The 17,205-nt window shown below is 62.5% G+C and carries 16 protein-coding genes; 4 read left to right on the top strand and 12 right to left on the bottom strand.

The window, feature by feature from the left end; all coding sequences use genetic code 11:
• Nucleotides 1-8 precede the first annotated feature (8 nt).
• Together NKI17_RS08400 and NKI17_RS08395 are read right to left on the bottom strand one after the other, a co-directional pair.
• Nucleotides 9-782 (bottom strand): anti-sigma factor family protein, encoded by a 774-nt coding sequence (locus NKI17_RS08400; RefSeq protein ID WP_023675066.1) that lies wholly within the window; start codon nt 780-782, stop codon nt 9-11.
• Nucleotides 779-1,312 carry a sigma-70 family RNA polymerase sigma factor gene (locus tag NKI17_RS08395; protein ID WP_023675067.1) on the bottom strand — a complete coding sequence of 178 codons (534 nt, stop codon included), beginning with the start codon at nt 1,310-1,312 and terminating at the stop codon, nt 779-781. The genes NKI17_RS08400 and NKI17_RS08395 overlap by 4 nt, the downstream gene beginning before the upstream one ends.
• 218 nt (nt 1,313-1,530) lie before the next feature.
• Between NKI17_RS08395 and NKI17_RS08390 the strand changes: the two genes are divergently transcribed.
• Nucleotides 1,531-2,715, top strand: a complete 1,185-nt coding sequence (locus NKI17_RS08390) for an amino acid aminotransferase (protein ID WP_352905645.1) — start codon at nt 1,531-1,533, stop codon at nt 2,713-2,715.
• A 139-nt stretch (nt 2,716-2,854) separates the two neighbouring features.
• Entirely contained in the window at nt 2,855-3,679 is an 825-nt protein-coding gene (gene mazG / locus NKI17_RS08385; RefSeq protein WP_023675069.1) for a nucleoside triphosphate pyrophosphohydrolase, read from the top strand.
• A gap of 6 nt (nt 3,680-3,685) precedes the next feature.
• Here mazG and hflX read toward each other — a convergent pair whose 3' ends face one another.
• The 8 genes from hflX to dusB form a co-directional block, all read right to left on the bottom strand.
• Nucleotides 3,686-5,077 (bottom strand): GTPase HflX, encoded by a 1,392-nt coding sequence (gene hflX / locus NKI17_RS08380; RefSeq protein ID WP_023675070.1) that lies wholly within the window; start codon nt 5,075-5,077, stop codon nt 3,686-3,688.
• Nucleotides 5,078-5,323, bottom strand: coding sequence for an RNA chaperone Hfq (gene hfq / locus NKI17_RS08375; protein WP_006202172.1), 246 nt, complete (start codon nt 5,321-5,323; stop codon nt 5,078-5,080).
• Nucleotides 5,324-5,468: 145 nt separating this feature from the next.
• On the bottom strand, nt 5,469-6,332 hold the full coding sequence (locus tag NKI17_RS08370) for a D-amino-acid transaminase (RefSeq protein ID WP_352568610.1): 864 nt from the start codon (nt 6,330-6,332) through the stop codon (nt 5,469-5,471).
• 88 nt (nt 6,333-6,420) lie between these two features.
• Complete coding sequence (gene ntrX, locus NKI17_RS08365; RefSeq protein WP_023675072.1) at nt 6,421-7,782, bottom strand: nitrogen assimilation response regulator NtrX; 1,362 nt, start codon at nt 7,780-7,782, stop codon at nt 6,421-6,423.
• Nucleotides 7,772-10,057: a sensor histidine kinase NtrY-like gene (locus NKI17_RS08360; RefSeq protein WP_352905644.1), complete on the bottom strand. Its 2,286-nt coding sequence runs from the start codon at nt 10,055-10,057 to the stop codon at nt 7,772-7,774. Before NKI17_RS08360 ends, ntrX begins: the two co-directional genes overlap by 11 nt.
• 128 nt (nt 10,058-10,185) lie before the next feature.
• Nucleotides 10,186-11,646 (bottom strand): nitrogen regulation protein NR(I), encoded by a 1,461-nt coding sequence (ntrC, locus tag NKI17_RS08355; protein WP_254817199.1) that lies wholly within the window; start codon nt 11,644-11,646, stop codon nt 10,186-10,188.
• On the bottom strand, nt 11,643-12,785 hold the full coding sequence (locus NKI17_RS08350) for a two-component system sensor histidine kinase NtrB (protein WP_023675075.1): 1,143 nt from the start codon (nt 12,783-12,785) through the stop codon (nt 11,643-11,645). Before NKI17_RS08350 ends, ntrC begins: the two co-directional genes overlap by 4 nt.
• Nucleotides 12,782-13,807, bottom strand: coding sequence for a tRNA dihydrouridine synthase DusB (gene dusB, locus NKI17_RS08345; RefSeq protein ID WP_352568607.1), 1,026 nt, complete (start codon nt 13,805-13,807; stop codon nt 12,782-12,784). Before dusB ends, NKI17_RS08350 begins: the two co-directional genes overlap by 4 nt.
• Before the next feature lie 180 nt (nt 13,808-13,987).
• Between dusB and NKI17_RS08340 the strand changes: the two genes are divergently transcribed.
• Together NKI17_RS08340 and NKI17_RS08335 are read left to right on the top strand one after the other, a co-directional pair.
• Nucleotides 13,988-15,208: a bifunctional 2-C-methyl-D-erythritol 4-phosphate cytidylyltransferase/2-C-methyl-D-erythritol 2,4-cyclodiphosphate synthase gene (locus NKI17_RS08340; RefSeq protein WP_352568606.1), complete on the top strand. Its 1,221-nt coding sequence runs from the start codon at nt 13,988-13,990 to the stop codon at nt 15,206-15,208.
• A complete protein-coding gene (locus tag NKI17_RS08335) occupies nt 15,205-15,714 on the top strand; it encodes a CinA family protein (protein WP_352905643.1) in 510 nt (169 codons plus the stop codon). Before NKI17_RS08340 ends, NKI17_RS08335 begins: the two co-directional genes overlap by 4 nt.
• Here NKI17_RS08335 and NKI17_RS08330 read toward each other — a convergent pair.
• Both NKI17_RS08330 and lipA read right to left on the bottom strand, forming a co-directional pair.
• Nucleotides 15,690-16,151, bottom strand: a complete 462-nt coding sequence (locus NKI17_RS08330; protein WP_352457493.1) for a type II toxin-antitoxin system RatA family toxin — start codon at nt 16,149-16,151, stop codon at nt 15,690-15,692. The two genes, NKI17_RS08335 and NKI17_RS08330, sit on opposite strands and share 25 nt — an antisense overlap.
• Nucleotides 16,152-16,163: 12 nt before the next feature.
• Nucleotides 16,164-17,129, bottom strand: coding sequence for a lipoyl synthase (lipA, locus tag NKI17_RS08325; RefSeq protein ID WP_352457494.1), 966 nt, complete (start codon nt 17,127-17,129; stop codon nt 16,164-16,166).
• Nucleotides 17,130-17,205 lie beyond the last annotated feature (76 nt).

Raw genomic sequence — 17,205 nt, 5'->3', positions numbered from 1 at the left:
CAGGTCGATCAGTAAAGCGTTTTGGCGAGGGCTTCGGCCGTGCGATCGAGACCGCCGACATCGCTGCGTCCGACGACCGCGTAGGCGACCTCGCCGATCTGGAAATAAGCCGAGGAAACTTCGCCCGAGGGAACGACGGTCGGCTTGACGACGTCGAATGTTCCGGGCCTGATCGCGAACAACGAGACCAGCCCCATCTCTTTCGTCTCGACAGCCATCTCGACGCTCGGTCCGAATTGCGATGGATAGATCTGCACGTCACGGACCGTCCAGTCCGCTGGCAGCGATGGCATCACGATCGCCGTCGCGGCGCGGATTTCGTCGGCATTGTAGCCGGGTGCTTCGGGTTGCGACGACATCGCCTCGCGCACGAGCGTCGTGCGGTGCGCCCGGACCGCGTCCTCCACATAGGCCGGCGGATGGGTCGAAGCGACGACTTCCGTCACCGATATCGGTCCGATGAGCCCGTTCGCAAGCCAGCCGGCAGCGACGAAGACAGCGACTGCCGCAACTCGCTGCAAAGCACCAAGGACGCGGCCGCGCGCCAATCCCCGCTCCAGCCGTCGTGCAGCATCGGCCGTCGCGGGCCGCGCCATGCCTTTCGATCCGGCAAGCGCCACGCGCAATTCGTCACGCATCCGTAAGTCGGACATCACCCGCGCGGCCGCGTCCGGGCGGGCCGAAAGGAACGCCTCGACCTCGATGCGACGAGCCACGTCCAGCTGATCGTCGACATAGGCGTCGAGATCGGCGCCGGTTACGGGATCGCGCAGTTGGTTCATGATCCACCTCCGACGATCTTCAGATGGCCTTTCGCGCGTGCCGGCACCGCGTCCTCCATCTCGCGCAGGGCCGCACGCGCCCTGCCGATGCGCGACATCAGCGTGCCAAGCGGCACGCCACTCACCTCAGCGGCCTGGCTGTAGCTAAGCCCCTCGATGGCGACGAGATGCAACGCCGAACGCTGCTCCTCCGGCAATTCGAAAAACGCTTCGCGCACCTGCGCCAGACGGACCGAATGTTCCTGCGGAGCCTGGACATTCGCCTCGGCGAGATAGCCGGCCTGTTCGATGCGCATTGCTTCGGATTTGCGGGACCGCAGACCGTCGATGAATGCATTATGGACGATCGACAGCAGCCATACGCGAAGATTTCCGCCGGAGCGGAAGCTGCCGCGTCGCTCATAGGCACGCACCAGCGCATCATGCAGCAGATCCTCTGCATCGGCGCTGTCGCGCGTCAGCGAGCGTGCATAGCGGCGCAGCGAACCGAGCTGTCCCAGAATATCGAAGCGTGGCATCGGCCGTTTCATGTCCTGTTTACGGAGCAGGTCGGGATGTTAATCCCGCTCTCCCCGAAATTTTCTTACGGCTCGCCGCGTTCTCGTCCTGGGAGATATCGGGCCCGCTCTCGCCCGCCAGATAGTATTGGCCGCCCTCGAGGCAAACCGGCGCCGAGTTGGCGCATATGAAACTGCTGGCAAAGTACGGCCGGTTTGCGTATCACTCCGCCGCCAACGGAACCTTATCGATGTTCGAAAATCTCCAGCCCGCGCCTGCCGACAAGATCCTGGCCTTGATCGGTCTCTATCGCGCCGACCCGCGTCCCGACAAGGTCGATCTTGGGGTCGGCGTTTATAGGGATCGCGACGGCAAGACGCCGGTGATGCGCGCGGTGCGCGAAGCCGAAAAGCGGCTGCTGCAGGGCCAGGATACCAAGACCTATCTCGGCCTTGCCGGCGATACTGCCTTCAACGCGGCGATGGCCAGGTTGGTGTTCGGCCCAGCCGCCGACATGACGCGCATTCGTGCGGCGCAGGCGCCAGGCGGCTCCGGCGCGCTGCGGCTGGTAGCAGAGCTGCTGAAAAGGACCCGCACCGACGCGATGGTCTGGCTATCGGATCCGACATGGCCGAACCACATGCCGGTGATGCGCGCCGCTGGCCTGCAGACACGCGAATATCCCTATTTCGACGCTGCTTCCAGTGCGGTTCGCTTCGACGACATGCTGAATGCATTGAGAACCGCGAATCCTGGCGACGTCGTATTGTTGCATGGCTGTTGCCATAACCCGACAGGCGCCAATCTAGACATCTCGCAATGGGCTGCCATTGCCGATCTTGTCGTTGAGCGCGGCCTGCTGCCCTTTGTCGACATCGCCTATCAGGGCTTTGGCGAGGGACTTGATGCGGATGCCGCCGGCTTGCGCCTTCTGGCGGCAAAAGTTCCGGAAATGGTCGTTGCCTCGAGCTGCTCGAAGAACTTTGCCGTCTATCGCGACCGAGTCGGTGCAGCGCTGATCATGGCGAAAGGTGGCGCGCAGGCGGATTTGGCGATGGGCCAGATGCTGTCGGCGGCGCGCGCCATGTATTCGATGCCGCCGGACCACGGCGCGGCGGCGGTGCGCATCGTGCTTGAAGACCCCGCATTGCGTGCCGACTGGGAAGCAGAGCTTGAAGAGATGCGGCTGCGCATGCTGCGGCTGCGCGTCCAGTTCGCCGAGGCGCTGCGGCGGCAGTCCAACTCCGACCGTTTCGATTTCGTCGCCAGCCATCGCGGCATGTTTTCCCGGCTTGGCCTGTCGGAAGCGCAAGTCGAGCGGCTGCGCGCCGAGCATGCCATCTACATGGTCGGCGACAGCCGCATCAACGTTGCCGGCCTGCCCGAGGACGGCATGGATGCGCTCGCCAAGGCGATAGTCTCCGTGCTCGACTGATACTTTTTGCTAGTTAGGATCTTTTCCGGAAACCGGCTTCCACTTTCGGATCATGGTCTGGCCGCCCATCTGTGGACAAGGCGCCCTCACCGGCTGAAGCCGTTGGCCGCACAGCCATGTACAGGATAGCGTTTCCCAGATGAAACCCTCGAAAGACATTTCCCGGCTGATCGAGATCATGGCAGCGCTGCGGGCGCCGGAAACCGGTTGCCCGTGGGATATCGAGCAGGACTTTTCGACAATCGCGCCATACACGATCGAGGAAGCCTACGAAGTGGCGGACGCCATTGCGCGCGGCGACCTCGACGATCTGCGGGATGAACTCGGCGATCTCCTGCTGCAAGTGGTCTACCACGCGCAAATGGCCGAGGAGGCCGGCGAATTTTCATTCGGCGATGTGGTCCAGGCCATCACCACAAAAATGATCCGCCGCCACCCCCATGTCTTCGGCGACAACAAGGCGCGCAGCGCCGGCATGGCCAAGGGCATGTGGGAAAAGATCAAGGCAGAGGAAAAGGCGGAGAAGCGCAGTGCGCGCCTCGCCCGTGGGCTCGACCCGGAAGACCATGGCAAGGGCTTTCTCGACAGTGTGCCGGTCGCCCTGCCCGCGCTGCCCCGGGCGCTCAAGCTGCAGGAAAAGGCCGCCCGCGTCGGCTTCGACTGGAGCGAGGCGGCGCCGATCCTCGACAAAATCGAGGAGGAGATCGGCGAACTACGCGAGGCGCTGGCCAAAGGCGACACTGCGCCGATCAAGGACGAGTTCGGCGACATGCTGTTTGCGGTCGTCAATCTCGGCCGGCACCTCAAAATTGATTCCGAAGCGGCACTCAGTGGCACCAACGAAAAATTCCGATCGCGCTTCCACTATGTCGAGCGGACGCTGCAAGCGTCGGGAAACAGCCTCGAAGAGGCGACGCTGGACGAGATGGAAGCGCTCTGGCAGCAGGCAAAAAGCGCGAAGTAAACGCCTCTACCCGTTGTTTTGACGGCGCAATCGGCTTTCGATCTCCTGCCGAGCGCTGTGTGTAGCCTTGAGCGCGACGGTCACGCTGCCATCCTCATTGTCGTCGCGCGAGACGATGTCGCCGTTGCGGTAAAGCCAGTCGACGACGCCGAGTTGGTCGGGCTTAAGTGTGACGGTGAACGTCTCCAGTTCGCCCGACATCATCGTCTCGATGATCGTCTTCAGCGCATCGATGCCCTCGCCGGTTACCGCCGATATGGCGATCGGCGGTGCCTTCTTGCCGTCAGCACCATCGGCAAGCAGCCGCGCCCGGTTGCCCTCGTCGAGCCGGTCGATCTTGTTCCATACTTCGATGACGCGCTTGCTATCGCGGGCATCGACGCCGAGATCGGCAAGGATGCGCTCGACATCTTCGGCCTGCGCGGCCGTATCGGGATCGGAGATGTCGCGCAGATGAATGACGAGGTCTGCCTCGACCACTTCCTCCAGCGTCGCCCTGAAGGCCGCGACCAGATGCGTTGGCAGGTCGGAAATGAAGCCGACCGTATCGGAAAGGATGATCGGCGTGCCGTGCGGCAGGCGCACGCGGCGCAGCGTCGGGTCGAGCGTGGCAAACAGCATGTCTTCGGCCAGCACCCCTGCTCCGGTCATCCGGTTGAACAGAGTCGACTTGCCGGCATTGGTGTAGCCGACGATCGCCACCACCGGAAATGGCACCTTCTTGCGCTTGGCGCGGTGCAGGTCGCGGGTGCGGCGCACAGTTTCGAGCTCGTGCTTCAGCTTGGTGATCTTGTCCTGCAGCACACGCCGATCCGACTCGATCTGGGTCTCGCCAGGGCCGCCGAGAAAGCCGGCGCCGCCACGCTGGCGCTCGAGGTGGGTCCAGCTCCGCACAAGGCGGCCTTTCTGGTAGTTGAGATGGGCAAGATCGACCTGCAGCGTGCCTTCCTTGGTGCGGGCGCGCTCGCCGAAAATCTCCAGGATCAGCCCGGTGCGGTCGAGCACCTTGGCGTTCAACTCTTTTTCGAGGTTGCGCTGCTGTACCGGGGTCAGCGGATGATCGACAATGACCACTTCCGCGTGGCCCTCTTTGACGATCTCAGCGAACTCCGCCACCTTGCCGCTGCCGAGCAAGGTCGCCGGGCGTGGATCGTTGACGGTCACCACCGCCGTGTGGACCAGGTCGAGGTCGATTGCGCTGGCGAGGCCGACGGCCTCGTCGCGACGAGCCTCGGCGGAACGGCTCAGGCGGGGGCGGTTGGTGTCGTCGTCGCCACGAGGCTGCCGGGTAAGCACCGGCACGATAACCACCGCCCGGGTCGGGCCGTTGGCCTCTGTCCCGGTCTGATGTGCTGGTTTTCCGCGAACGCTGCGGTCCGCGTCTTTCTCACGTGCCAATCAGGCGCCCTGGCTTTCCTCACCATCGAACATCTGAACCGGCTGGCTCGGCATGATCGTGGAAATAGCGTGCTTGTAGACAAGCTGGGAATGGCCGTCGCGACGCAGCAGAACGCAGAAATTGTCGAACGAAGTGACCACGCCGGTCAGCTTCACGCCGTTGATGAGAAAGATGGTGAGTGGATTTTTGCTCTTGCGAACTGAATTCAGGAACAGGTCCTGAAGATTTTGCGATCGTTCCGCCATTGTTCTTGTCTTTCGCCGATCCCCTTCGGTTTGCAGGCCAATGCGCCAAATTAGCCGGCACATGTCAAGCACGCAAACACCATCTTGCCGTCAGTAACGACAAGCAGAACGAGATATATTGATGTTCATTCCATCTGTGCGGTTATCAGGCTGGACTTTTTTCCGCAACGTCAAAAAAGGCCTGCCGTAATGAAACTGTTATCGAGCCCGGGTGGCCGTTGGCGACGGGAGTGCCATCGATCGCCACCACCGGCATGGCAATCGTGGTCGCGGAGCTGATGAAAACCTCGCGCGCGGCCTTGGCTTCAGCCACCGAAAAACCGCGCTCCTCGATCTTCAGGCCGAGCTTGGCGGCCACGTCGAACAGCGTCGTACGGGTGATGCCGCGCAGGATGCCGTGCTCGGCCGGCCGCGTCACCAGCACGCCATCCCCGGTGATGATCCAGGCGTTCGACGATCCACCTTCCTTGACGGTGCCGTCGACATCGACGAACCAGGCCTCCTGAGCGCCGGCTTCCTTGGCTTTCTGCTTGGCCAGCACGTTCGGCAGCAGGCCGACCGACTTGATATCGACCCGATCCCACCGGTTCTCCGGCACTGTGATAACCCGGATCCCGCTCTCGGCCCGCTTCGCGGCAGCTGCAGGATCGGCTTTTTTGGCGGTCACCACCAGCGACGGCTTCGTGTCCGCCGGCGGGAAGAAAAACTCGCGGCTGGCGACGCCGCGTGTCACCTGGACATAGACCAGGCCGTCGACGACATGGTTGCGGCGCACCACCTCGCGCATGACGAGCGGCAGCACGCCGCGCGTGATCGGCCAATCGATCGAGAGTTCGGCAAGTGAGCGGTTCAATCGGGCGAGATGGCGCGGCATGTCGACGATGAAGCCTCGTGCCACCTCGCAGACCTCGTAGACGCCGTCGGCGAATTGATAGCCACGGTCCTCGATATGCACGGAAGCTTCGGCGTGAGCGACGTAGCGCCCGTTCACATAGGCAATGCGCGGCATGGCTAATCCCTGAGAGAAGTCCAGCTTTCTTATGCGATTCCAAGACCGCCGTAACCGATAATTGCGTGGGCCACGACTGGTTTGGCTGTCAGACGCCCAGCGACTTCAGCTTGCGGTGCAATGCAGAGCGTTCCATGCCGATAAACTCTGCCGTCTTCGAGATGTTGCCGCCAAAACGGTTGATCTGGGCGATCAGATAGTCCTTCTCGAATTGTTCGCGCGCTTCCCGCAGCGGCAGCGCCATTATGTGCTGATCGGATTTGTTTGGAGTGCGCGGCATGACGTCGCCGATCTCGGCAGGCAGGAGATCGGCGGTGATCGGCGCATCGACATCGTCGCCGCGCGCCAGGATCATCAGCCGCTCGACATTGTTGCGCAACTGGCGAACGTTGCCCGGCCAGTTATGCGCCTGCAGCACCGCCAGCGCGTCGTCGCCGATGCGGCGCGGCTTGATGCCGGCCTGGCGAGCGATCTGCTTCATGAAATTGTCGACCAGATAGGGAATGTCCTCGCGACGCTCGGCCAGTCCCGGCACCATGACCGGAACCACGGCCAGGCGATGATAAAGGTCCTCACGGAAACGGCCGTCGGCGATCATGGCTTCCAGGTTCTGCGAGGTCGACGAGACGATGCGCACGTCGACCTTGACCCGCTTGGTGCCCCCTACCCGCTCGAACTGCTGTTCGACCAGCACGCGCAGGATCTTGTTTTGCGTCTCGCGCGGCATGTCGGCCACTTCATCAATGTAGAGAATGCCGCGATGGGCTTCCTCCAGCGCGCCGACCTTGCGTTCGACGCCGTTCGATTCGGTGCCGAACAACTCGATCTCCATACGCTCAGGCGTGATGTTGGCGGCGCTCAGCGTCACAAACGGTGCACTCTTGCGCGCCGACAGTGCGTGGATGGCGCGCGCCGCCAGTTCTTTGCCCGAGCCGGAGGGGCCAATGATCATGACGCGGCTGTTGGTCGGCGCGACGCGCTCGATGGTCTGGCGCAATTGGCTCATTGCCGACGACATGCCGATGAGGTCGAAAGTCTCGCCGCTGCGCAGCTTGAGATCCGAAACCTCGCGTCTCAATTTGGAGGTTTCGAGCGCCCGTTCGGCAATGAGGATCAGCCTGTCGGCCTTGAATGGCTTTTCGATGAAATCATAGGCGCCGCGGCGGATGGCCGAGACTGCCGTTTCGATATTGCCGTGGCCCGAGATCATCACCACCGGCAGGTTCGGGTGCATCGTCTTGATCTCGTCCAGCAAGGCCAGGCCATCGAGCCGCGAGCCCTGCAGCCAGATGTCGAGGAAGACCAGCCTGGGTGCCCGGTCGGCAACCGCCGCAAGCGCGCTGTCGGCGTCAAACGCCGTGCGTGTTTCGTGACCTTCGTCGCTCAGGATACCGGCGACGAGTTCGCGGATGTCTTCCTCGTCATCGACGATGAGAATATCAGACGCCATTACCGACCTTTTCAGTTTCTTTTTCGTGTTCCGTCTTGCCCTCGCCGCGTACCGGAACGGTGGCGGCAACCGGCAGGATGATGCTGATCATTGCACCCCGCCCATCGTGGAAGTCCGCTGGTGCATCGTGCAATTCGAGTCGCCCGCCATGGTCCTCCACGATCTTCTTGACGATAGCGAGGCCAAGCCCGGTGCCTTTCTCGCGTGTCGTCATGTAAGGCTCGAGCAAGCGCTGCCGGTTTTCGCGCGGCAAGCCCCTGCCGTTGTCGATGACGTCGATTCGAATCGCGCCATTCTGACGCCCGGCTTGAATCCGGATTATGCCGTGCGGACGATCCTCTGCATCAAGTCCGTCGATGGCTTCGGCAGCATTCTTGATGACGTTGCCGAACGCCTGCGCCATCAGCCGGCTGTCGAATGTGCCTTTGAGCGGCTCATTGCCGAAGACGCGCTCGAAGGTGATGTCGGCGCGGCTCACTTCGACCAGGAACGAGGCTTCGCGCAAGGAATCGCGCAGATCGATGGCCTTCATTTCCGGTTTCGGCATGCGGGCGAACGCCGAGAACTCGTCGACCATGCGGCCGATGTCCTCCACTTGCCTGATGATGGTGTCGGTGCATTGATCGAAAACCTCACGGTCCTCGGTGATGACCTTGCCGTAACGGCGCTTGATGCGCTCGGCCGAAAGCTGGATCGGCGTCAGCGGGTTCTTGATCTCGTGGGCAATGCGCCGCGCCACGTCGGCCCATGCGGAGGAACGCTGTGCCTGGACCAGATCGGTAATGTCGTCGACTGTCACGACGTAGGATTTATCCTCCGAACCGTCGTCGCCGGCTTCAATCGTGATCTGCACGTTGAAGGTCCGTTCAGTGCCGGCACGATAGAAGGTGACCTGTTCGCGATAGACCGGCTTGCCCGACTTGCGGCCGATCTCGAAGACGCGGCCGACATGCGGCAGCACGGCGGAAAGGTTCTGCCCAAGCGCTGCCGTGGCGGATATGGCCAGCATCGTTTCGGCCGAACGGTTGACGATGGTGACGATGCCATATGGATCGACGCCGATGACCCCGGCGGTGACGCCGGCAAGCACCGCCTCCGAAAAGCGTCGCCGCTCGTCGATCAAATCCTTGGCCGACAGGATCTCGTTGCGCTGCGATTTCAGCTCCATCAGCATCTTGTTGAAGGTGTCGCCGAGCGAGGCGACGTCGCCGTCGGAGGGGCGGACTGGCACGGCCACATCGAGATTGCCGGTAGCGACCTCGTCGGCCGCGCCGATGAGCTGACGAATCGGCCGCACCAGGCGGTCGGCCACCGCAATGCCGGTCCAGATGGCGGACAGGATGATGATCAGCGTCAGCGACAGATAGGGAAGCGCGAAAGCCACTTGCGAGGTGCGGCGATTGTCTTCGAGACCGCGATATTCGGCGGTGTTGGATTTGACGATCTGCCGCGCCTTGATCACCTCGGGATCGACGAGGCGAATGGTGTAGAGATAGAGGCCGTCGATCTCGCGCAGCTTGACGATGGCACCCATGATGTTGCGGGTGCGCGGTTCTATCAGCACCGGCTTGCCGTCGGCAGCGCTTGCCACGGCGCCCTCAGGCGGCTCCGGCATGGCAAAGTCCGCGTCGGTCTTGGCGCTCATAACGAAGGAACCATCGGGCTTGATGAGTGCTGCGTGCGTCAGCGAGCGTCCCACCGCCTCCTTGTTCATGAGGTCGAGAAAACCGGTACGATCGAGGCCGTAAAGCGTGCGCGAAGCGTCGAGGTCGTAAGCCATCGACAACGTCGTGCCCTGAAGATTTCGCGCGTTTTCCTGCACATAGGCGTCGGCGATCGACAATGACGAATTGACGATCGTCTTGGTGCGGATCTCGAACCAGCGGTCGAGGCCGATGTCGAGCGTGATCGACGCGATGATCGCCACCATGATCGCGGGGATGGCGGCGACTAGCGCAAACATCGCCACTATGCGCACATGCAGGCGCGACGCAGCCTTGCCATGCCGTCGTGCCATCAGGATGCGATGCACCTCGCGGCCGACCAGCAAGATCAGAAACAGGACGAACGCCGCATTAAGCGCAATCAGCGCCAGCGTCGTCCTCGCGTCGGGCGTGATCGGCGTCGCGCCGACCAGAATGGCGAAGGAGATCGCCGCCGTCACCAGCGCACCGGCAACGGCGATCACGCCCGGCAGCGCAAGCAGCCGGCGACCGTCTCGCGCGCCCGTATTGCTGAAAAGCGATTTGCTCAGTGTCGGTGCGTGCAGGGCCATGTCGCCGTCTAGAGCCAGTGATTGCGTCGGATGTATGCAACGCATTGTGGCGATTATGCAACAAGTGTGGCCGAGACGGAAATCTTTCGGCAATCGATCCCCTGGAAAGCGCTCGTAAAGGGATTCGTCTAGACCTGCCTGGACGATTTGTAGACGTTGACGCCGAGTTCGCGAATCTTCTTGCGCAGCGTGTTGCGGTTGAGTCCGAGCAATTCGGCGGCCTTGATCTGGTTACCGCGCGTTGCGGTCATCGAGGCGAGGACCAGGGGATACTCGACCTCGGAGAGGATTCGCTGATAAAGGCCGGCCGGCGGCAAGTCGCCGGCAAACGAGGCAAAATAGCGCTGCAGGAAATGCTCCACCGCCTGGCCGATGGAAAGGTCGTCGGGAATGAGGTTGCCGCCACCTGGAACGACAGGCCTTTCGCCGGTCTTCAACTCCGCCTCGATGATCTCCGCTGAGATCTCGTCCTGCGAATACAGTGCGGCCAGTCTGCGGATGAGATTTTCGAGTTCGCGCACGTTACCGGGCCATGGGTAGCGCTTCATCAGCTCGATGCCGCCGGTGGAAATGCGCTTGGTCTGCAAGCCTTCACTGACGCCGAGCTTGAAGAAGTGGCGGACGAGGTCCGGAATGTCCTCCGAGCGCTCGCGCAGCGCCGGCAGCCTGAGCGGCACAACGTTCAAACGGTAGAACAGGTCCTCGCGGAAAAGCCCCTGATTGATCAGTGTGCGCAGGTCCTTGTTGGTGGCAGCGACGATGCGCACGTCGGTCTTGATCGGCGTGCGGCCGCCGACCGTGGTGTATTCGCCCTGCTGCAGCACACGCAGCAGCCGCGTCTGCGCTTCCATCGGCATATCACCGATCTCGTCGAGGAAGAGCGTGCCGCCTTCGGCCTGCTCGAAACGGCCGGTGGAGCGGTTCTGTGCGCCGGTAAAGGCGCCCTTCTCGTGCCCGAATAGTTCCGATTCGATCAGGTCGCGTGGGATCGCCGCCATGTTGATGGCGACGAAGGGGCCACCACGACGACGGCCATATTCATGCAGCGCGCGCGCCACCAGTTCCTTGCCGGTACCCGATTCGCCCGAGATCATCACCGTCAGGTCGGTCTGCATCATGCGCGCCAGCATGCGGTAGATGTCCTGCATGGCCGCCGAGCGGCCGACCAGCGGCATCGTTTCAGGCGGCTCGTCGGCACGCGTATCGATCTTGGGCCGCCGCGGCTCGGAAAGCGCGCGGTTGACGATGTTGAGCAGCTCCGTCAGGTCGAACGGTTTCGGCAGATATTCATAGGCTCCGGTTTCGGAGGCCCGGATCGCAGTCATGAACGTGTTCTGCGCACTCATGACGATGACCGGCAGTTCCGGTCGCGCCTTCTTGATGCGCGGCAGCATGTCGAAGGCGTTCTCGTCGGGCATGACAACGTCGGTGATGACCAGATCGCCCTCGCCCGCCGCCACCCAGCGCCACAGCGTCGAGGCATTGGAGGTGACGCGCACGTCGTGACCGACGCGCGAAAGCGCCTGGTTGAGGACAGTGCGGATGGCCGCATCGTCGTCGGCGACGAGAATATTGCCGCGAACGGTCATTTGCGGTCTCCTTCACCGTCGTCGTCGGTGCCAAACTGAGTTTCTTTCCACGCCGGCATCAGGATACGGAAGGTGGTCCCGCGCGGCGTCGATTCGCATTCAATGATGCCGCCATGCTCGCCGACGATCTTTGCGACCAGCGCCAGACCGAGACCGGAGCCGTTCGGCTTGGTGGTGATGAAGGGATCGAACAGGATCGGCAGGATATCTTCGGAGACACCCGAACCGTTGTCGCGCACGCAGAATTCCAATGGCAGCGACACGCGGTCCTGCGTTCCGGGCACGGAAACACGGATGCCCGGGCGGAAGGCGGTCGACAGCATGATCTCGCCCTGCGGATCGCTGCCGATCGCCTCGGCGGCATTTTTTACCAGATTGAGGAATACTTGGATGAGCTGGTCGCGATTGGCAAAGACCGGAGGCAATGATGGATCATAATCCTCTAATATCTTGATCCTCTTGGCAAAACCGTTCTTGGCGATTGCCTTAACATGGTCGAGCACGACATGGATGTTGACAGGGTAGCGGTCGATCGGCCGCTCGTCGGAAAACACCTCCATGCGGTCGACCAGCGAGACAATGCGGTCGGTCTCGTCGGTGATCAGCCTGGTCAGTGCGCGATCCTCGTCGGACGCCGACAGCTCTAGCAACTGCGCCGCACCACGAATGCCGGACAGCGGGTTCTTGATCTCATGGGCAAGCATCGCGGCGAGGCCGGTGACCGAGCGCGCCGCACCGCGATGCGTCATCTGCCGGTCGATCTTGTCGGCCATTGAGCGTTCCTGGAACATTACCACGACGGAGCCTGGAAATTCCGTCACAGGCGCGACGTAGAGATCGACCACCTTCTCGATGCCGAGCCGCGGCGACGACACGTCCACCCGGTATTCGTTGACCGGCGCCCGGCGCTCGCGCACCTGGTCGACAAGCGTCAGCAGCGGGCTGCCGAAAGGAATGAGCTTGTGCAGCGTGTTGCGGGCGAGCATCGTGGCGCTCGACCGGAAAAAATCCTCGGCATCGGCATTGGCGAAGGTGATGAAACCTTGCGGATCGACCATGATCACCGGCCGGCGAATGGTATTGAGCACAATATGCGCGGCGTCCGCCATATCCGTGCTCTGTGTGACGGTGGCGTTCATGCCGCACTCCGCAGGTTCGCCGCTTCGGGAGCGGTTGAAAACATGTCGCGCAGCAACGCAATGACACGCCCAGGCTCGAAAGACGTGAGTATGGCTTTGCGCCGGTCATCGCTTGTGGCGGCGTGGCGGTCGAGATACCAGCCGAGATGCTTGCGTGCCTGGCGCAATCCGCTTTCCACGCCATAGAACGTCAGCATGTCTTCGTAATGGGCAATGACGTAATCGGACAGCGCTTGCGGGCTGGCCGGCATGCCAGATACCGGCTCGGCCAGCGCGGTCGCTACAATGCTGCCGGCCGTCCAAGGCGCGCCATAGTGCGCGCGGCCGATCATCACCGCGTCGGCGCCGGACTGGTCGAGGATCGACGCTGCCTCCGCCGGCGAGCCGACATCGCCATTGGCAACGACCGGGATCGAGACGGCCTGCTTGACACGTGCGATGGCACGCCAGTCGGCCGTGCCCTGATAGAACTGGCAACGTGTGCGGCCGTGCACCGTCACCATCATCACCCCGGCCTGCTCGGCGCGTCGCGCCAGCATCGGCGCGTTGAGCGCGCCTTCGTCCCAGCCGAGCCGCATTTTGACCGTGACCGGCACGTCGACCGCGCCGACTACCGCTTCGATCAGCGACAGCGCGTGGTCGAGGTCTCGCATCAGTGCCGAACCGGCATAGCCGCCCGTCACTTTTTTGGCCGGACAGCCCATGTTGATGTCGATGATGTCGGCGCCTTCGCCGACCGCGATTCGCGCGCCCTCGGCCATGTGCATCGCCTCGCGGCCGGCAAGCTGGACCATGTGGACAGGTAGCCCGGAATGACGGATGCGCAGGCCGGAACCAGCCCTGCCCTTTGCAAGCTCACCGCTCGCCACCATTTCCGAAACAACCAGCCCGGCGCCATGCGCATGGGCGCGCTGCCGGAACGGTTCGTCGGTAATGCCCGACATCGGCGCGAGAAACACGCGGTTGCGGATTCTCACGCCACCCACATCCAGCGGCGAAGCCAATTTGGTCACATCAGGCATGCACAAAAACCAAGCACCTTCGGTTGCTGCACATTCTCTAGCCAGAATGATGGCAATGTGCAACGCGCAATGTCGTGATATTAAGGCGCATTTGGGAAAATACGGATCGCCGCACCGCATCAATCCTGGGTCTTCCGAAAGCGATACCACTTTTCGGGATCATGCGCTAAGCGTCTCGGCATGAGAGATGTCAACGAAAAGCAAGCTGCGGACGACAAGGTCGCGGTGGTCATCGTTGCCGCCGGCCGCGGCGCGCGCGCCGGACAGGCCAAGGGGCCGAAGCAGTACCAGCAGATTGGCGGCGGCGCCGTTATCGCACGCACGCTCGACGCCTTTCTGACGCATCCGAAAATTGGAGCTGTCGTCGTTGCTATACATGCCGAAGACGACGCGCTTTTCCGCCGCGCCGCCGGCGCGAACGCCGACCGTGTCGTCGCGGTGATCGGCGGTACGTCACGGCAGGAGTCCGTCCGGCTTGGACTGCTGGCGTTGAGAAGCCATGCGCCGGGCCGGGTCCTGATCCATGATGCGGCTCGGCCGTTTGTCGATGCGGAACTGATAGACCGTACGATCGCCGCCATTGAAGAGCGCCAGGGAGCGCTGCCTGCTTTGCCCGTTGCCGATACGCTGAAGCGCGAAACGGCCGAAGGCATGATCGGCGAAACAGTGTCCAGGGCCGGGCTCCATGCCGCACAAACACCACAAGGCTTTCCGTTCTGGCCGATCCTGGCCGCGCACGAAAAGGCTCATCATCTGGGCAAGGCGGATTTTACCGACGATGCGGCAATCGCCGAATGGGCGCATATTCCGGTGAAGATCGTTCCCGGCTCGCCGGACAATGTCAAACTGACCTGGGCAAGGGATATTGCGATGGCGGATCAGCGGCTTTCCGGGGGGGCACGTTTTCCGGACATCCGAACCGGCAATGGCTATGACGTCCATGCCTTCGAGCCCGGCGACCATGTCACCCTGTGCGGCGTCGCCATTCCACACGACAGGAAGTTATCCGGCCATTCGGATGCCGATGTCGGTCTCCATGCCTTGACCGACGCCCTGCTGGCCACCTGCGGCGCCGGTGACATCGGCACGCATTTCCCGCCCTCCGACCCGCAGTGGAAAGGGGCCGCTTCACGCATCTTCGTCGAACACGCGGTGAAGCTGGTGCGCGAGGGCGGCGGGCGCATTGCCAACGCCGACATCACCCTGATCTGCGAGGCGCCGCGCGTCGGCCCACATCGCGAGGCAATGACCGAAGCGCTTTCGGCAATGCTGCGAATTTCGCGCAATCGCATCTCGATCAAGGCGACAACCAATGAGAAGCTCGGCTTCGTCGGCCGTGAGGAAGGCATAGCGGCCATCGCGACCGCCAGCGTTGTGTTTCCAGGGGATGTCCCCGAGTGAGCAATAGCGATCTCGCAGATGCCCTGCTTCAGGCCTGCCAGCAGCGCGGCATCATGCTGGCGACGGCGGAGAGCTGCACCGGCGGCATGATCATCGCCGCGCTGACCGACATCGCCGGCTCTTCCGCGGTGATCGATCGCGGCTTCATCACCTATTCCAACCAGGCCAAGACCGAGATGCTCGGCGTCTCGGCCGCTACGCTCGAGGCGCACGGCGCGGTCTCGCGCGAGACTGCGGTGGAGATGGCGGCCGGAGCCTTGGCGCATTCGCCGGCCGGGCTCGCCCTGGCGGTGACTGGCATCGCCGGTCCGTACGGCGGCTCTGCGGAAAAACCTGTCGGCCTGGTCTGGTTCGGCGTTGCCGTGGCTGGCCGGCCGGTGGTCAGCGAATGCCAGCTGTTCGCCGACAAGGGCCGTGATTTCATCCGCCGGGAGACGGTCCGACATGCGCTTGAACTGGGTTTACGCGCGCTCGCCGCGGATCAGGCTGCCGATGGCGCGCCGTAGATGATTTCGGCACGTTTCTCGAACGCCTCGGAGAACATGCGGAAGGCGCGGTCGAACATGGTTCCCATGAGCGCACCCAGAATGCGGCTCTTGAACTCATAATCGATAAAGAAACAGACGTTGCAACCGCCGCCGTCCGCCGGGTCGAAGCGCCAGACATTGCTGAGATATTTGAACGGGCCGTCGATGTATTTGACGTCGATGGCGTTCTCGTCAGGCTTCAGCAGCACCTGCGTGGTGAAAGTCTCGCGGATCGCCTTGTAGCCGATGCTCATGTCCGCGATGAGCAGGGTGCGTCCGTTGCGTTCCTTGCGCGAACGAACCGTAAGTGCCTCGCAAAGCGGCAGGAATTGCGGATAGGATTCGATATCGGCAACCAGAGCGAACATCTGTTCCGGCGTATGCGCAACGCGGCGATGGGCTTCGAATTGTGGCATGAAACCAGTGTGTTAGGCGGACTTCCTGAGAAACGCTTCGCGCGCCGCGCGCAACCTGGCAAAGTCGTCCCCGGCATGGTGCGACGAGCGCGTCAGCGGGCTCGACGCTACCAGCAGGAAGCCCTTGGTCCTGCCGATCGTCTCAAAGGACTTGAATTCCTCCGGCGTGACGAAGCGGATCACCGGATGGTGCTTCTTCGACGGCTGCAGATATTGGCCGATGGTCATGAAGTCGACATTGGCCGAACGCAAATCGTCCATCAGCTGCAGGATTTCGTTCCGCTCCTCGCCAAGGCCGACCATGATGCCGGACTTGGTGAAGATCGAGGGGTCGAGTTCCTTGACCCGCTGCAAGAGCCTGATCGAGTGGAAATAGCGCGCACCCGGCCGAACGGTCAGATAGTTCGACGGAACGGTCTCGAGATTATGGTTGAAAACGTCCGGCTTGGCCGCCACGACGATCTCCAGTGCACCGTCCTTGCGCAGGAAGTCGGGCGTCAGGATTTCGATCGTCGTCGATGGGGTCGCTGCCCTGATCGCACGGATGACATCGGCAAAATGCTGGGCCCCGCCGTCGGCGAGATCGTCGCGATCGACGGAGGTGATGACGACATGGCTCAACCCCATCTGCTTGACCGCATGCGCGACACGCGCCGGCTCGTCGGGATCGAGTGCGGTAGGGATGCCAGTGGCGACATTGCAAAAGGCGCAGGCCCGCGTGCAGATCTCGCCCATGATCATGAAGGTGGCGTGCTTCTTCTCCCAGCACTCGCCGATATTGGGGCAGCCCGCCTCTTCGCAAACCGTCACCAGTTTGTGAGACTTCACGATTTCGCGCGTCTCGGCATAGCCTTTCGACATCGGCGCCTTGACGCGGATCCAGTCAGGCTTGCGCAGTACGTCCTGATCCGGCTTGTGCGCCTTTTCGGGATGCCGCAGGCGCGGCGCATTGGCAATCGTGTCGAGGACGGTGACCATGTGAAACCCGGCTCATTGGCAAGCGCATGTCCAGCGCTCGCTCTACCCACGTCATCTAGGACTTTTCGGCGAAAAG

The sequence above is a fragment of the Mesorhizobium sp. M0816 genome (assembly GCF_040320005.1).
Classification (GTDB): Bacteria; Pseudomonadota; Alphaproteobacteria; order Rhizobiales; family Rhizobiaceae; genus Mesorhizobium.
This window is presented reverse-complemented; position numbering and strand designations above follow the sequence as displayed.

Excerpts from the sequence above, each read along its gene's own strand:
- ntrC (WP_254817199.1), bottom strand. The coding sequence starts at position 11,646 with ATGACCGTTCGCGGCAATATTCTCGTCGCCGACGACGATGCGGCCATC.
- NKI17_RS08400 (WP_023675066.1), bottom strand. The coding sequence starts at position 782 with ATGAACCAACTGCGCGATCCCGTAACCGGCGCCGATCTCGACGCCTAT.
- mazG (WP_023675069.1), top strand. The coding sequence starts at position 2,855 with ATGAAACCCTCGAAAGACATTTCCCGGCTGATCGAGATCATGGCAGCG.
- ntrX (WP_023675072.1), bottom strand. The coding sequence starts at position 7,782 with ATGGCGTCTGATATTCTCATCGTCGATGACGAGGAAGACATCCGCGAA.
- hfq (WP_006202172.1), bottom strand. The coding sequence starts at position 5,323 with ATGGCGGAACGATCGCAAAATCTTCAGGACCTGTTCCTGAATTCAGTT.
- NKI17_RS08395 (WP_023675067.1), bottom strand. The coding sequence starts at position 1,312 with ATGAAACGGCCGATGCCACGCTTCGATATTCTGGGACAGCTCGGTTCG.
- NKI17_RS08350 (WP_023675075.1), bottom strand. The coding sequence starts at position 12,785 with ATGAACGCCACCGTCACACAGAGCACGGATATGGCGGACGCCGCGCAT.
- dusB (WP_352568607.1), bottom strand. The coding sequence starts at position 13,807 with ATGCCTGATGTGACCAAATTGGCTTCGCCGCTGGATGTGGGTGGCGTG.
- NKI17_RS08370 (WP_352568610.1), bottom strand. The coding sequence starts at position 6,332 with ATGCCGCGCATTGCCTATGTGAACGGGCGCTACGTCGCTCACGCCGAA.
- NKI17_RS08330 (WP_352457493.1), bottom strand. The coding sequence starts at position 16,151 with ATGCCACAATTCGAAGCCCATCGCCGCGTTGCGCATACGCCGGAACAG.
- lipA (WP_352457494.1), bottom strand. The coding sequence starts at position 17,129 with ATGGTCACCGTCCTCGACACGATTGCCAATGCGCCGCGCCTGCGGCAT.
- NKI17_RS08360 (WP_352905644.1), bottom strand. The coding sequence starts at position 10,057 with ATGGCCCTGCACGCACCGACACTGAGCAAATCGCTTTTCAGCAATACG.
- NKI17_RS08340 (WP_352568606.1), top strand. The coding sequence starts at position 13,988 with ATGAGAGATGTCAACGAAAAGCAAGCTGCGGACGACAAGGTCGCGGTG.
- NKI17_RS08390 (WP_352905645.1), top strand. The coding sequence starts at position 1,531 with ATGTTCGAAAATCTCCAGCCCGCGCCTGCCGACAAGATCCTGGCCTTG.